This is a genomic window from Psychroserpens sp., from assembly GCF_036960315.1.
Classification (GTDB): Bacteria; Bacteroidota; Bacteroidia; order Flavobacteriales; family Flavobacteriaceae; genus Psychroserpens.
Genome location: NZ_JBALVR010000011.1, coordinates 43,955 through 59,223 on the forward strand (window position 1 = coordinate 43,955; position 15,269 = coordinate 59,223).

The following is a 15,269-nucleotide window of genomic DNA, read 5'->3' on the forward strand; positions in this document are numbered from 1 at the left end:
AATAAACTGCCTTTTCGACTTACAGAAACTCTTGATATTGTGTATTTTTGAGCATTAATTTTCACAACTTAGTTTCTTCAAAAGAACTACAACGACAACAACACCAAAATGAGCAACAACAAAACAATTAAATCTGCATTAATTTCAGTTTTCAGTAAAGACGGACTAGAACCCATAGTCAAAAAACTTAACGAACAAAATGTGACTATTTATTCTACAGGTGGTACAGAAAAATTCATCAAAGGCTTAGGTATTGATGTCGTACCCGTTGAAGATGTTACCTCATATCCATCAATTCTTGGCGGACGTGTAAAAACGTTACATCCTAAGGTGTTTGGAGGTATCTTAAATCGTCAAAATAATGATAGTGATGTGGCAGAATTGGTTGATTTTGATATCCCACAAATCGACTTGGTGATTGTCGATTTATATCCTTTTGAAAAAACGGTAGCATCTGGAGCTTCAAATCAAGATATCATCGAGAAAATTGATATTGGAGGTATTTCCCTTATTAGAGCTGCCGCAAAAAATTATACTGATGTCGTTTGTGTTTCATCTGTTGATGATTATTCTGAATTTTTAGAGGTTCTAAAATCTAAAAACGGAGACACTTCCGAAGATGACAGAAAACATTTCGCAGCTAAAGCCTTCAATGTGTCTTCACATTACGATTCGGCTATTTTTAACTACTTTAATGCCAACCATGAGATCCCATCACTTAAGATCAGTGAGACCAACGGAAAAGTATTGCGCTATGGAGAAAACCCTCATCAACGTGGGTTTTTCTTCGGAAATTTTGACGACATATTCACCAAACTTCACGGAAAAGAGCTCAGTTACAACAACCTTTTAGATGTTGATGCTGCCGTGAACTTAATGAATGAGTTTAAAGGTGAAATACCAACATTCGCTATCTTAAAGCATAATAATGCCTGTGGTTTTGCGCAACGTGATACGATTCACCAAGCTTATGTAGATGCATTAGCTGGAGATCCTGTCTCTGCATTTGGTGGTGTTTTAATCGCTAATTCTGAAATTGATAAAGCTACTGCCGAGGAGATTCATTCCTTATTTTGCGAAGTGGTTATTGCTCCTTCATTTTCCGATGATGCATTAGAAACTTTAAAAGGAAAAAAGAATAGAATTCTTTTAATTTTACATGATATCGATTTTCCTCAAACTTCAGTTAGAACATGTCTTAACGGTGTTTTAGTTCAGGATAGGAATAATAAAACAGATAGCGTTTCAGATTTAACAAACGCAACCAACAATAAACCAACTCAAAATGAGCTAGAAGATTTGATATTTGCCTCAAAAATTTGCAAGCATACCAAATCTAACACGATTGTTTTAGTAAAAAATAAACAGTTGTGTGCTAGTGGAACAGGACAAACAAGCCGTGTAGATGCTCTTAACCAAGCGATACACAAAGCGCAGTCGTTTAATTTCGACTTAAAAGGTGCTGTTATGGCTAGTGATGCATTCTTCCCGTTTCCAGATTGTGTAGAGATTGCGGATAACGCTGGAATTACTGCTGTGATTCAACCTGGAGGATCAATAAAAGATCAATTGACGATTGATTATTGTAATGAAAATAATTTAGCAATGGTAATGACTGGAACACGTCATTTTAAACATTAGCATTCCTTTAAAAAAGGGAATCTACAACATTGAAATTTTTTACTCAATTTCAAACATCCAAAACCAAAAAGCAAACGTTTAACTATAAAAAGTTAACCACTTAGCTTTCATATAAATTGAAGTAAAAATAAACTGTAAATATTTAGTAAGATTTACTACTTTTACAACACGCCAAAAACTGAATACAATAACACCCTCATAATATTAGAATAACGTATGGGATTTTTTGATTTCTTAACCGAAGAAATAGCTATAGATTTAGGTACCGCAAACACATTAATTATCCACAACGACAAGGTTGTGGTTGATAGTCCATCAATAGTTGCAAGAGATAGAATTTCAGGCAAAATCATTGCTGTTGGAAAAGAAGCCAACATGATGCAAGGAAAAACGCATGAAAACATCAAAACGATTAGGCCTTTGAAAGATGGTGTGATTGCCGATTTTGATGCGTCCGAGCAAATGATAAGTTTGTTTATCAAAAACATTCCTGCCTTAAAAAAGAAATTATTTACACCAACACTTCGAATGGTCGTTTGTATTCCTTCCGGAATTACAGAAGTAGAAATGCGAGCTGTAAAAGAATCTTGTGAGCGCGTAAATGGTAAAGAAGTATATTTAATTCACGAACCAATGGCAGCAGCTATTGGTATTGGTATTGATATTATGCAACCTAAAGGAAACATGATTGTCGATATTGGAGGTGGAACAACTGAAATTGCAGTTATTGCACTTGGCGGAATTGTTTGTGACAAATCTGTTAAAGTTGCAGGTGATGTATTTACAAACGATATTATTTACTACATGCGAACACAACATAATCTTTATGTTGGTGATCGTACTGCGGAAAAGATAAAAATTCAAATTGGTGCTGCTACCGAAGATTTAGACTTACCACCAGAAGAAATGAGTGTTCAAGGTCGTGACCTTCTTACTGGAAAACCTAAACAGGTACAAATTTCGTATCGTGAAATTGCAAAAGCATTAGATAAGTCGATTTTAAGAATTGAAGACTCTGTGATGGAAACCTTATCACAAACACCTCCAGAACTAGCAGCCGATATTTATAACACTGGTATTTATTTAGCTGGTGGTGGATCGATGTTAAGAGGCCTAGACAAACGTTTGTCACAAAAAACAGACTTACCAGTTTATATTGCTGAAGATCCGTTGAGAGCTGTTGTTAGAGGTACAGGAATAACACTTAAAAACCTACCAAAATATAAAAGTGTACTGATTAAATAACTCAATTCAGAATAGCTTAGCATGCAACAAATCATAAACTTTGTCCTTAGAAACAAAACCTTCCTTTTGTTTCTGTTGTTGTTTATTATTTCGTTAGCACTCACCATTCAGTCACATTCTTATCATAAAAGTAAATTCATTAATTCCGCCAATGTTTTAACAGGAGGTATCTATGAAAGTGCAAGTGGGATCTCCGACTATTTCGGATTAAGAGAGCAAAATAGAATTCTTATTGAAGAAAACAATACGTTGCGTTCTCAGGTTTTTAATGCTGGAGATTCTTCTTCTACTTCAATAACTACAATTGACAGTGTATCTTACAGTGGTCGTTATAGAGTTCAATCGGCTAAAATCATCAATAACAATTACGCGTCTACCAAAAACTACCTCACGATCAATAAAGGTGAGAAACATGGCATTAGAGAAGATTTTGGTATAATGACCTCAAAAGGTATTGTTGGTATTATTGACAATACCTCTAAGGGATATGCGAGAGTGCTTTCGATATTAAACACGAAAAGTAGAATAAATGCACAACTAAAAGCTTCTAACCACTATGGTTCTTTGCAATGGGACGGAAAAACATCAGTCTACAACGTTCAATTAAAAGATATTTCAAAATTTGCCCCGGTAAGAGAAGGTGATACTATTGTGACAGGCGGACAGTCAACAATTTTCCCTCAAGGTATTCCGATAGGAACTATTGACGGTTTTGTATTAGACATTAGTGGTGATACGTATACTATTGAAGTCAAACTTTTTAATGATATGAAGAACCTAAAACATATCTATATCATTGAAAATCTGGATACCGAAGAAATAAAACAACTAGAAAATCCAATTGATGAATAGTCTTAACTTTAATAGCATCATTAGGTTTGTTTTTCTAATATTGGCTCAAGCACTGATATTCAATAACATCAATTTCATGGGTTCTGTGAATCCGTACCCATACCTACTTTTTATTTTACTATTTCCAGCAAATAACAATAGAACGCTATTTATTTTTCTAAGTTTTATGTTGGGATGGTTTGTAGATATATTCTCAGATTCTGGAGGTGTTCATGCGGCGGCATGTGTTACAATAGCATTTATTAGACCGGCGGTTTTAAAATTTGCTTTCGGAATGATCTATGAACACCAAACCATTAAGTTCAACAATACTGAATTTGGCAACAGACTTATCTACTTTTCGATATTGGTTATAATCCATCATTTGATCATGTTTTTATTAGAAATTTTTAACGTTTCAAATATAATTTTAGTTCTTCAGAAGACGTTATTTTCAAGTATTTTCACTATAATACTTTGTGTATTAATTTCGATACTTTTTAGTAACAAACAACGATGAGAAAACTTCTCCTTTTATTAACCGTAGTTGCCGTAGGGCTTTTATTTATTGCTCGCTTATTCTATTTGCAAGTTTATAAAAAAGAAACCTATAGTTTATTTGATGACAATGCGATTGGAAAGGCCTACGATTATCCAAAACGAGGTTATGTCTATGACAGAAATGGGAAATTGTTAGTTGCTAACCAGCCATCTTACGATGTGATGGTCATCCCAAGAGAAGTTGAGCCACTTGATGATACTCAATTAGCAGAATTTTGTAGTCTTTTAAAAATTACAACTGAAGAGTATCATAAAAAGTTTGAAAGAGCAAATAATTATTCAACAAGATTACCTTCTCCATTTGTACCGCAATTATCAAAAAAAGATTATGCTGTTCTTCAAGAAAAAATGAGAAAGTTTCAAGGGTTCTATATTCAAAAGAGATCTTTACGTGACTATCAAACTTCAATAGGAGCGAATGTTTTAGGTGACTTAGGAGAAGTCAATCAACGCATCATTCAAAACCAACCTTATTACAAATTGGGTGACCTTATTGGTAAACAAGGTGTCGAGTTATCTTATGAAGATGTATTGCGAGGCGTTAAAGGCATTAAGTTTAGTCAAAAAGATAGATTCAATAAAAACATTGGACCATACAAAGAAGGACGATACGATACTTTGCCTCAACCAGGAAAAGACATTAAAATCACAATCGATTCTGAATTACAACAATACGGTGAGTTGTTAATGACCAACAAACGAGGTGGTATCGTTGCTATAGATCCAAGCAACGGGGAAATCTTAGCATTAGTCTCTGGCCCTAGTTATAATCCAAATTTATTAGTAGGAAGAGATCGCTCTAAAAATTTCACAAAACTTTATCGCGATAGTATTGCTAAACCATTATTTGATAGAGGCTTGCAAGCCCAGTATCCACCTGGATCACCATTTAAAGTGATCAATGCGCTTATAGCTCTACAAGAGGATGTCATCTCTCCTGAAGAAAAGGTTACATGTCGAATGGGTTACTACTATGGTAGTCGTAGACTAACAGGTTGCCACCATCACAAAAGTCCGGTAAACATGAATAATGGTATCGCCCTATCTTGTAATGCTTATTTTGTAACTGCCTACCGTAAAATAATCGATAAGTATCAAGATGCTGGAAAAGGCATGAACATTTGGGCAGACCATGCCAAAAGTTTTGGTCTTGGAAACTATTTGGGATACGATTTACCTGTTGGACAGAAAGGACGAATTCCCAATGGAAATTATTACGACAGAGCTTATGGAGAAAATCGTTGGGGCTCAACTTATATTGTGTCTAATGCAATTGGTCAAGGTGAAGTTGAAGCGACACCTATTCAATTGGCCAATATGGCCGCAGCAATTGGTAATCGTGGCTATTACTACACACCTCATATCATAAAAGAGATTGAAGGAGACACGGTTCCGAGTAAATATTTAAAACCAAAACATACAACCATTGATAAACGTCATTTTGAACCAGTTATTCAAGGAATGTTTGATGTGTATAACAAAGGAACTGCTCAAACACTTCGGATTCCTGGAATTGATATCTGCGGAAAAACAGGAACAGCAGAGAACTATATTAAAATTGATAGTGTAAAAACACAATTAACAGACCATTCAATTTTTGTGGCTTTCGCTCCTAAGGACAACCCAAAAATTGCCATTGCTGTATTTGTAGAAAACGGCTATTGGGGAAGTCGATTTGCGGGTCGTATGGCAAGTTTAATGATTGAAAAATACATTAAAAGAGAGATTACCAGAACAGATATGGAGAATTGGATTCTCACACATAGTTTAGAAAATGAGTATGCTAAACCTTATTCCGGAGAACCTTTTAAAATTAATGGAGAAACTACGCTTCAGGTTGTTGAAAAGATAAAACCGGAAGAAAACAATGACCTTAACAGCTCTATTAGAATTAATTCTGATTCACCTAACCAATAAGAATGAATAGAGAAACTCATAGAGCTTATAAATTTGATTGGATTATAATAGTCTTGTTTTTAATACTAGTAGGTTTTGGTTGGTTAAATATCATGTCAGCTTCTCATGTTGGTGAGATTGAAAGCTACTTTGACATGAGTCAACTCTACGGTAAACACTTAGTTTTTCTAGGCCTAACCTTCGTTTTAATTGTACTTATACTTTCTGTTGAAGCCAAATTTTATGAACGGTTTGCCAGTATCATTTACATCGTAGCCATGTTAGCGCTTGTTGGATTATTTATCTTTGGAAAAGATGTCAATGGTGCTCGTTCCTGGTATGGCATTGGAAGTATGACTATACAACCTAGTGAGTTTGCAAAGTTTGCAACGGCTTTGGCTATTGCTAAATATATGAGTGATCTTCAAACCAACATGAATACACTCAAAGACCAATTAAGAGCGGTCGCTATTATCATAGTTCCAGCATTTTTAATTCTACTTCAAAATGATGCTGGAAGCACACTTGTCTACGCCTCTTTCTTTTTTGTTTTTTACAGAGAAGGCTTACAACAGATTTACCTGGGAATTGCATTATCAACTATCATTCTAGCAGTTTTGGGATTAAAATTTGGTGTATTAGTTACAGCTATCATTGCAGCCGTTGTTATTTTTGGTATTTATTTTTTCCGAAGGAAAAAGAAATCGCTTTCTATTGTTCAGTCCATAGTCATTCTGTTGATCTGTATCTCATTTTCGTCAGGTGTAAAATTATTTTATGAACATGTTTTAAAAGCACATCAGCAGAATAGGATAAGCCTTTGGTTACGACTTGAAAAAGACCCAGCTAAGCTAGAGCAAATGAAAAAAGAAGAGGCCTATAACCTTATTCAATCGGAACAAGCTATCAGTTCTGGTGGATGGACAGGGAAAGGGTTTTTACAAGGCACGCGAACTACTGGAAAGTTTGTCCCTGAGCAGCACACAGATTATATATTTAGTACAGTAGGTGAAGAATGGGGGTTTTTAGGAAGTACTTTGGTTGTGATTTTGTTTATGGGATTAATCATTAGAGTGCTCTTTCTAGCCGAATCCCAAAAATCACAATTTAGTCGTGTATATGGCTATGGCGTCGCCTCCATTTTATTTATTCACTTTACCATTAACACAGGAATGGTGATGGGATTAATTCCAACGGTAGGAATCCCTCTACCCTTTTTTAGTTATGGCGGTTCTGGTCTTTGGGGCTTTACAATTTTACTCTTTATTTTCGTAAAACTAGATAGCAATAAGATTAATGAGTGGTAAGAAGAAAAGACCATTTTAAAAATGGTCTTTTCTTCTATATTCTATTTCAAAACAATAGTTACTTCAAACTAGCTAAACTTGATTTTAAAGTTTCAATCTTCGCTAAAGCATCTGCTTCTTTTTTCTTTTCTGAAGCAACGACTTGCTCAGGTGCTCCTGCTACGAAACGTTCGTTTGAAAGCTTCTTTTGTACAGATTTCAAGAACCCTACAGTGTAACTCAACTCTTCTGTAAGCTTCTTTATTTCGGCTTCTACGTCAATACTTCCTTCCATAGGAATAAAGTATTCGTTAGATTTTACACGATAGGTTATTGCGCCTTCAACTGATTCGTTCACATAATCGAAACTCTCTAGATTTCCTAATTTTGAAATCACCTCATCAAATGTAACTGCAACATTTTCATTATTTACAACAGAAAATTTAATTGTTTCTTTAAAAGCGATGTTCTTCTGTTTTCTAACATTTCTTATTCCAGTAATCACTTCAGAAGCAAACTCAAATTCAGAAATCAAAGTCTCATTAATTGGTTTAGCCTCTGGCCATTTAGAAATAATTAAAGCCTCTTCTGGAGAACGCTCTTTAATATAATGCCAGATTTCTTCAGTTAAGAATGGCATAAAGGGATGTAATATCTTTAGAATATCTTCAAAGATAGCGTTTACGCTTTCCAATGTTTTTGCATCAATAGGTTGCTGATATTCTGGTTTTATAATCTCTAATAACCAGGACGCAAAATCATCCCAAATTAACTTGTAAGTCGCCATAAGCGCATCACTTAGTCTGTATTTACTGAAATGATCTTCAATCTCAGCAATCGTTTTTTGAAACTTAGATTCAAACCATTCAATAGCAATTTTACTTGAATTTGGCTGACTGATTGCATCATCAACTTCCCAGCCTTGCACTAATCTAAAGGCGTTCCATATTTTATTAGCAAATTGCTTTCCTTGCTGACATAAATCTTCATCGAACATTAAATCGTTTCCAGCTGCAGAGCTTAATAACAAGCCTACTCTAACGCCATCTGCTCCAAACTCTTCAATTAGTTTTAAAGCATCTGGTGAATTCCCTAAAGACTTAGACATTTTTCGTCGTTGCTTATCTCTTACTAATCCTGTGAGATAGACATTTTCAAATGGTCTTTGGTCTTTATATTCATAACCTGCAACAATCATTCGCGCCACCCAGAAAAATAAAATATCTGGTCCAGTAACTAGATCGTTGGTTGGATAGTAGTACTTAATCTCTTCATTTTCGGGATTACGAATACCATCAAACACACTCATTGGCCATAACCATGATGAGAACCATGTATCCAATGCATCTGTATCTTGAGTTAAGTCTTCAGCAGTTAAACTTGAATTACCTGTTTTATCTTTAGCAAACCTTAAAGCATCATCACTGTTTTCTGCAACAACAAAATCATCTTTTCCATCACCATAGAAGTATGCAGGAATTTGTTGTCCCCAAAGTAGTTGTCTTGAGATATTCCAATCACGAATATTCTCCATCCAATGTCTATAGGTGTTTTCAAATTTCTTCGGAAACAGTTTCACATCGCCAGTTTTTAAAACTGCATCAATAGCCGGTTTCGCCAAATCTTCCATTTTTAAGAACCATTGATCACTTAATCGAGGTTCGATAACAGCTTTGGTACGTTCTGACGTTCCAACTTTATTGATATAATTTTCAGTTTTCACTAAAACACCAGCGGCTTCGAGTTCTTTAGTAACAGCTTTTCTTACAACAAAACGATCTTGACCTTCGTAATGCATTCCGAAGCTATTTAACGAAGCGTCATCATTAAAAATATCTACAACGTCAAGATTGTGCTTATCCCCTAAAACTTTATCATTTTCATCATGAGCCGGTGTCACTTTTAAGCAACCTGTCCCAAACTCAATATCTACATACTCATCCTCAATGATAGGAATAACTCTTCCGCAAATAGGCACAATAGCTTTCTTTCCTTTTAAATGTGCAAAACGCTCATCATTAGGATTGATACAAATGGCAGTATCACCAAAAATAGTTTCTGGACGTGTCGTTGCAATGGTTAACTTCTCATCGCTACCGTCAACTTGATACTCTAAATAATAAAGTAAGCCTTGTCTTTCAACATGAATTACCTCTTCATCAGATAATGTTGTTTTAGCCTCTGGATCCCAATTCACCATTCTGTAACCTCTGTAAATCAAACCTTTGTTGTATAAATCAACAAAAACTTTAATTACAGCTTCACTCATATCGTCATCCATTGTGAATTTGGTACGATCCCAATCACATGAACAACCCAGTTTTTTTAATTGCTCAAGGATAACACCTCCATATTCTTCAGTCCATTCCCAAGCATGCTCTAAAAATTCTTCACGAGTTAAATCATTTTTATCAATTCCTTGTGCTTTTAGCTTCGCAACTACTTTAGCCTCGGTAGCAATAGATGCATGGTCAGTTCCAGGCACCCAACAGGCATTTTTACCTTGTAAACGTGCACGACGAATGAGGACATCTTGAATAGTGTTATTCAACATATGTCCCATGTGTAGAACTCCAGTAACGTTTGGTGGCGGAATCACAATGGTATAAGGTTCTCTCTCATCTGGAGTAGAATGAAAATAATTGTGTTTCATCCAGTAGTCGTACCATTTGCTTTCTACTGATTGGGCTGAATATTTTGATGGAATTTCCATGCTTTGGTATTGTTTTTGCTTTATGACTGACAAAAGTACTTATATTTCTTTTTTAGCGAAATGATTAAAAGGAATAATGACCACTTAAATCGTAAATAATGTTAATTAATAGGTCATACAGCTAATTTATTTTGCAGAATCACAAAAAGTAAGTAGTTTTGATAGTATCAATTTAAAATTAAAATGATGAAAAATTTAGCAGTAATATTATGTATAGCATTCTTAAGTGTAGGAGTTTATGCTCAAGAGAAAATAGCGAAGATTGAATTTAAAACAGATGTAATAGATTACGGAACCATTGAAAAAGGTGCTGATGGCGTTAGAGTATTTGAATTTACAAACACTGGTAATGCCCCACTAATTATATCTAAAGCAAAGTCAACTTGCGGTTGTACTGTGCCAGATTGGCCAAAAGCGCCAATCATGCCAGGTGAAACAGGTGAAATAAGAGTAAAGTATGATACTAATAGAGTAAATCCTATTAGAAAGACAATTACGGTTAGTTCGAATGCTGACACACCTAGTGTAGCTTTAAAGATTAAAGGGTTGGTTGTAGACCCAAGTAAGACAAGTGTTTTAGAAAAGAAAGACAAAAGCGTAATGGAGCAGTAAAAAACGACATTACTTACAATTTATAAAGAACTCTCTATTTAGGGAGTTCTTTTTGTTTAAAGACGTCTTCAAGTTTAAACTCAAAGTTCATAATTTCTTTACCCCGTTCAACTTTAAGTCGAATAGACTTTCCTGGACTATTTCTAAAATAACTTATAACATCTTGAAGCTTAAGCGTGTGCGTTTCTTTCCCATTAATATTTAGGATAACATCATCTACTTTTAGTCCCGCTATTTCTGCTACGGAATTTTCCCTAATTAAAACTATAGTGTAAGCTGGTTTTATATTAAACTCATAAGATTGAACATAGTTTATAGAAATTTTATCTTTACTAGCCTGACCATAGGAATCCAAAATCGTATTTTTAAGGACTTCCTTAACGACTCTCACTCCAGTTTGTTCTAAAACTATGCCGCTTCTATTGTAATGAAAACTAGCTTTAAAATTTCCGTTCTTTTTTAGTGTCATTTTAGAACTTCGGTAGTCAATAATAAGATTAAATCGCCTTAATATTTCCGCACCTATACTCCCATTTCGGTCTTTAATTTTTCGAGCATAACTAATCGATGTCGAATCTGGAAACGCAACATTAACGTCATTTAACTCGAAGCTTTTGAGGTTTATCGATTTGATTACAGATCTTTTGCCATGCACATTTCCGCTTAACCCTCGACCTAAGAAATCATTAAAATAATTATAGTGTTTTGTAGAAAGACCTAAACTATCATCTTCAAATAACCATAAAGCATCACTACTTCCAGTATCGACCAGAAGTTTAACCGGCACACGGTTTTCATCTAGTGTCACTTGCATTTCTATATAAGGTTTATTATTAAAGAATGATAAATTGAAAGTCTCACAGTTTTTACAATCTTTATATTTATAAGTCTCTGGTCTATGCAGTTTCAAATATTTTGACCTATAATTAATCTCTACAATAAAATTCTTAAAGACATCATACCCAATTATACCATGCACTGGCACGCCTAACTTAGGCGTGAAATTTATATTTTGATCGAAGACCACATAAATATATTGATTGATATTAACTGCATTCCCAATTTTAAAAAAATTATTCTTCGATCTTAGTGCCTTAACAGATTCACCGCCACCAAGTCCTCTCAAAAAAATAGTCTCAACATTATTGATTTGAAGAGAGTCTGTATTTGTGATATTGAATAAAATAGGTTTGCTCACACCTGTATCCAATAAAAATGATAATTCTACACCATTAATCTCAACAGGGATTATGATCTGGTTATTAATAAGTTGGAATCTAATTTTATCAGTTTTTTTCCTTGGTAAGTTAAATTGCCCTTGCCCAAAGGAAAAGGTAAAACTCAATAAGCACAAAAGAGTAGAAGCGGCTATTTTTTTGAATAATTTCATAAGTATTATAAACAAGTTACAAATCTTTGTCACATCTTATGTTTTTACCTCTATTTTTTAAATAAAATTTAAGATAATTTTCAGAACTTTACCATTCTAAATTAATAATCATGCCAAAAATTTCAAAGAAAGGTATTTCAATGCCAGAATCACCAATTCGGAAACTAGCTCCTTTTGCTGAAAAAGCATACAAACAAGGGAAAACGGTTTTTCATTTAAATATAGGTCAGCCAGATATCAAAACACCTAAAGTGGCAATGGATGCTGTAAAAATTCACTCTTTAGAAATTTTAGCTTATACGCGTTCTGAAGGGTCTGAAGGCTATAGACAAAAAATTGCCGGCTATTACGCCAAAAATGATATTCATGTTAAGCATGACGATATAATAGTTACCACTGGAGGCAGTGAGGCCTTGTTATTTGCATTTGGAACTATTATGGATGTTGATGATGAAGTTATTATACCAGAACCTTTCTATGCTAACTATAATGGTTTCTCGACAGCCTCTGGCGTTAAGGTCGTTCCGGTAATTTCTAAGATTGAAGATAATTTTGCTTTACCTCCAATAGAAGAATTTGAAAAATTAATTACGCCAAAAACAAAAGCTATTCTTATTTGTAACCCTGGAAATCCAACAGGATATTTATATTCCAGAGAAGAGATTAAGAAATTAGCAGCTATTGTAAAAAAACATGATTTGTTTTTAATTGCTGATGAAGTCTATCGCGAGTTTGCTTACGATGGTGCAAAACACTACTCGATTCTTCAAGAAGAAGGCTTAGAAGATTACGCCATTGTTATCGATTCTGTTTCTAAACGTTATAGTATGTGTGGCGCACGTATTGGGTGTTTGGTTTCAAAAAATAAAGCCGTTATCAAAACTGCGCTTAAATTTGCACAAGCTCGATTGAGTCCACCAACTTTAGCTCAAATTGCTAGTGAAGCTGCTTTAGACACACCGCAAAGCTACTTTGATGATGTTATTGAAGAATATGTAGGGCGTCGAAATGTATTAATTCAAGAACTCAATAAAATTGAAGGAATACAAGTCGCTAATCCAAAAGGAGCCTTTTATTGCATCGCGCAGCTTCCTGTGAAAAATTCTGATACTTTTGCACAATGGCTACTAGAATCTTTCGATGTTGATGGTGAAACTATTATGGTCGCTCCTGCAGCAGGTTTCTATAGTACCCCAGGTGTAGGTTTAAACCAAATTCGAATTGCTTACGTTTTAAATAAAGAAAGTCTCGTAAAGGCTGTAAATATCTTAAAAGAAGCGCTTAAAATATATAAAGACTAGTGCAAATTCAACAGAACATATCTTTAAAACCTTACAATACCTTCGGAATTGATGTCAAAGCGAATCATTTTGTTTCGGTAACTTCAATAGAAGATTTGAAAGCTATTTTTTCTTCGGAAGACTTTCCACAGAAATTCATTTTAGGAGGTGGAAGCAACATGCTGCTCACCAAAGATATTGATGCGCTAGTTATTCATTTAAATTTAAAAGGAAAAGAGGTATTACGTAAAACAGATTCTGAAGTTTTAGTCGAAAGTCAAGCAGGTGAAAACTGGCATGAATTTGTATTATGGACACTCGAAAAAGATTTTGGAGGCGTAGAAAACTTATCTCTTATTCCTGGAAATGTTGGCACAAGTCCAATACAAAATATTGGTGCATATGGCGTTGAACTAAAAGACACGTTTCACTCATGTAATGCTTTAAACCTTGAAACTTTAGAAGTTGAAACATTTACCAACTCGGAATGTGAATTTGATTATCGAAATTCTATTTTCAAACAACAGGGTAAAGGAAAATATATTATTGTAAGCGTAGTTTTTAAGCTCACAACCAAAAATCATATACTTTACACGAATTACGGGGCTATTACTTCAGAATTGGAGCACATGAATGTTAAGCAACCAACAATTCAAGGCATTTCTAAGGCAGTCATTTCAATACGCGAAAGCAAGCTTCCAAACCCAAAAGAGATTGGAAATTCCGGTAGTTTTTTTAAAAACCCTGTGATTCCAAAACATGACTTTTTAAAATTACAGGAGAATTTTCCAGAGGCACCAAACTATGTTGTTTCAGAAACCGAAATCAAAGTCCCAGCTGGTTGGCTTATTGAACAGGCAGGGTTTAAAGGAAAAACCTTTGGTAATTATGGTGTGCATAAAAAACAAGCCTTAGTTTTAGTAAATTATGGAGGCGCAAAGGGAAGTGATATTTTAGCACTTTCCAAACTTATTCAAGATACAGTATTGCGTATTTTTGATATTACTATTGAAACTGAAGTCAATATCGTATAAAAAAAAAGCCTCAAATAATTGAGGCTGTTAATCACTATAGAGTAGTTTTTGAAAAAGCTATTAATCAATTTTTCTTTTGGGAAGAAAAAAATTCTATTCCACAGAAATTGTTATGATAATGGATTAAATTCCGTTTTGTTATTATTTTACTAATTTTACCTTCTTAATATTATATACGGTCGAAATTTATTTTTGGTCGTTTTAAAATTGATTTTTTAATTTTTTTCAAATCCTTGGTTTTGGGCACTTCTGTAGAACAACAAATAGTAGACTTACTTGCAAAAGGTAACAAAAAAGCGCTAAATCTTCTTTACGAAAATTACGCAGACAGTCTCTATGGCGTAATTTTAAAAGTGACTATTAATGAAGAATTAGCTCAAGACGCCTTGCAAGAAACTTTTGTGAAGGTTTGGAAAAATGCAAAAAAATACGATTCAGAAAAAGCAAAATTGTTTACATGGTTGTATAGAATTGCAAAAAATACAGCCATAGATAAATTAAGAAGTTTTAACAATAGATTTGAAAAAGAAGTCCAAATTGATAAATCTAACGTATATATCTTACCAACAGTAAGTTTAAACCAAGATGTTATTGATTTAAAGGAACATGTTGCTAGGTTAGACGAAAAGTACCAAATAGTCTTAAAAGCCCTGTTTTTTGAAGGCATGACCCAACAGGAGGCAAGCGAAGAATTAGATATTCCGTTAGGTACGATTAAGTCTAGATTAAAAATTGGATTACGTGAGCTTAAAAAGGTCTATGATCCAGAAACAAGTTAAT

At 34.3% G+C, this 15,269-nt stretch carries 11 protein-coding genes; 9 read left to right on the forward strand and 2 right to left on the reverse strand.

Features of this window, described 5'->3' with window-relative positions; all coding sequences use genetic code 11:
* Window positions 1-108: 108 nt before the first annotated feature.
* From purH to rodA, 5 genes are all read left to right on the forward strand, one after another.
* The gene (purH, locus tag V7719_RS15860; RefSeq protein ID WP_335730923.1) at window positions 109-1,641 is read left to right on the forward strand and encodes a bifunctional phosphoribosylaminoimidazolecarboxamide formyltransferase/IMP cyclohydrolase; all 1,533 of its coding nucleotides are present in this window, start codon (window positions 109-111) and stop codon (window positions 1,639-1,641) included.
* 216 nt (window positions 1,642-1,857) lie between these two features.
* The gene (locus V7719_RS15865) at window positions 1,858-2,886 is read left to right on the forward strand and encodes a rod shape-determining protein (RefSeq protein ID WP_335730924.1); all 1,029 of its coding nucleotides are present in this window, start codon (window positions 1,858-1,860) and stop codon (window positions 2,884-2,886) included.
* 21 nt (window positions 2,887-2,907) lie between these two features.
* Window positions 2,908-3,738: a rod shape-determining protein MreC gene (gene mreC, locus V7719_RS15870; protein ID WP_335730925.1), complete on the forward strand. Its 831-nt coding sequence runs from the start codon at window positions 2,908-2,910 to the stop codon at window positions 3,736-3,738.
* Window positions 3,739-4,233: 495 nt separating this feature from the next.
* Window positions 4,234-6,195 carry a penicillin-binding protein 2 gene (mrdA, locus tag V7719_RS15875; RefSeq protein WP_335730926.1) on the forward strand — a complete coding sequence of 654 codons (1,962 nt, stop codon included), beginning with the start codon at window positions 4,234-4,236 and terminating at the stop codon, window positions 6,193-6,195.
* A 2-nt stretch (window positions 6,196-6,197) separates the two neighbouring features.
* Window positions 6,198-7,481 (forward strand): rod shape-determining protein RodA, encoded by a 1,284-nt coding sequence (gene rodA / locus V7719_RS15880; RefSeq protein WP_335730927.1) that lies wholly within the window; start codon window positions 6,198-6,200, stop codon window positions 7,479-7,481.
* A gap of 58 nt (window positions 7,482-7,539) precedes the next feature.
* On the opposite strand, the gene V7719_RS15885 is transcribed toward rodA, so the two are convergent.
* A complete protein-coding gene (locus tag V7719_RS15885; RefSeq protein WP_335730928.1) occupies window positions 7,540-10,173 on the reverse strand; it encodes a valine--tRNA ligase in 2,634 nt (877 codons plus the stop codon).
* A gap of 186 nt (window positions 10,174-10,359) precedes the next feature.
* Between V7719_RS15885 and V7719_RS15890 the strand changes: the two genes are divergently transcribed.
* Window positions 10,360-10,785, forward strand: a complete 426-nt coding sequence (locus V7719_RS15890; protein ID WP_335731023.1) for a DUF1573 domain-containing protein — start codon at window positions 10,360-10,362, stop codon at window positions 10,783-10,785.
* A gap of 34 nt (window positions 10,786-10,819) precedes the next feature.
* Here the strand turns inward: V7719_RS15890 and V7719_RS15895 are convergent, their stop codons facing one another.
* A complete protein-coding gene (locus tag V7719_RS15895; RefSeq protein WP_335730929.1) occupies window positions 10,820-12,175 on the reverse strand; it encodes an aspartyl protease family protein in 1,356 nt (451 codons plus the stop codon).
* 110 nt (window positions 12,176-12,285) lie between these two features.
* On the opposite strand from V7719_RS15895, the gene V7719_RS15900 reads away from it, so the two are divergent.
* The 3 genes from V7719_RS15900 (at window position 12,286) to V7719_RS15910 (ending at window position 15,268) form a co-directional block, all read left to right on the forward strand.
* Window positions 12,286-13,476 carry a pyridoxal phosphate-dependent aminotransferase gene (locus V7719_RS15900; RefSeq protein ID WP_335730930.1) on the forward strand — a complete coding sequence of 397 codons (1,191 nt, stop codon included), beginning with the start codon at window positions 12,286-12,288 and terminating at the stop codon, window positions 13,474-13,476.
* Window positions 13,476-14,489, forward strand: a complete 1,014-nt coding sequence (gene murB / locus V7719_RS15905; RefSeq protein ID WP_335730931.1) for a UDP-N-acetylmuramate dehydrogenase — start codon at window positions 13,476-13,478, stop codon at window positions 14,487-14,489. The genes V7719_RS15900 and murB overlap by 1 nt, the downstream gene beginning before the upstream one ends.
* A gap of 239 nt (window positions 14,490-14,728) precedes the next feature.
* A complete protein-coding gene (locus V7719_RS15910; protein WP_335730932.1) occupies window positions 14,729-15,268 on the forward strand; it encodes an RNA polymerase sigma factor in 540 nt (179 codons plus the stop codon).
* Window position 15,269: the final 1 nt, after the last annotated feature.

What these genes read in the sequence shown, in the direction of transcription:
- purH (WP_335730923.1), top strand. Translation starts at nt 109, where the DNA reads ATGAGCAACAACAAAACAATTAAATCTGCATTAATTTCAGTTTTCAGT.
- V7719_RS15865 (WP_335730924.1), top strand. Translation starts at nt 1,858, where the DNA reads ATGGGATTTTTTGATTTCTTAACCGAAGAAATAGCTATAGATTTAGGT.
- mreC (WP_335730925.1), top strand. Translation starts at nt 2,908, where the DNA reads ATGCAACAAATCATAAACTTTGTCCTTAGAAACAAAACCTTCCTTTTG.
- mrdA (WP_335730926.1), top strand. Translation starts at nt 4,234, where the DNA reads ATGAGAAAACTTCTCCTTTTATTAACCGTAGTTGCCGTAGGGCTTTTA.
- rodA (WP_335730927.1), top strand. Translation starts at nt 6,198, where the DNA reads ATGAATAGAGAAACTCATAGAGCTTATAAATTTGATTGGATTATAATA.
- V7719_RS15885 (WP_335730928.1), bottom strand. Translation starts at nt 10,173, where the DNA reads ATGGAAATTCCATCAAAATATTCAGCCCAATCAGTAGAAAGCAAATGG.
- V7719_RS15890 (WP_335731023.1), top strand. Translation starts at nt 10,360, where the DNA reads ATGAAAAATTTAGCAGTAATATTATGTATAGCATTCTTAAGTGTAGGA.
- V7719_RS15895 (WP_335730929.1), bottom strand. Translation starts at nt 12,175, where the DNA reads ATGAAATTATTCAAAAAAATAGCCGCTTCTACTCTTTTGTGCTTATTG.
- V7719_RS15900 (WP_335730930.1), top strand. Translation starts at nt 12,286, where the DNA reads ATGCCAAAAATTTCAAAGAAAGGTATTTCAATGCCAGAATCACCAATT.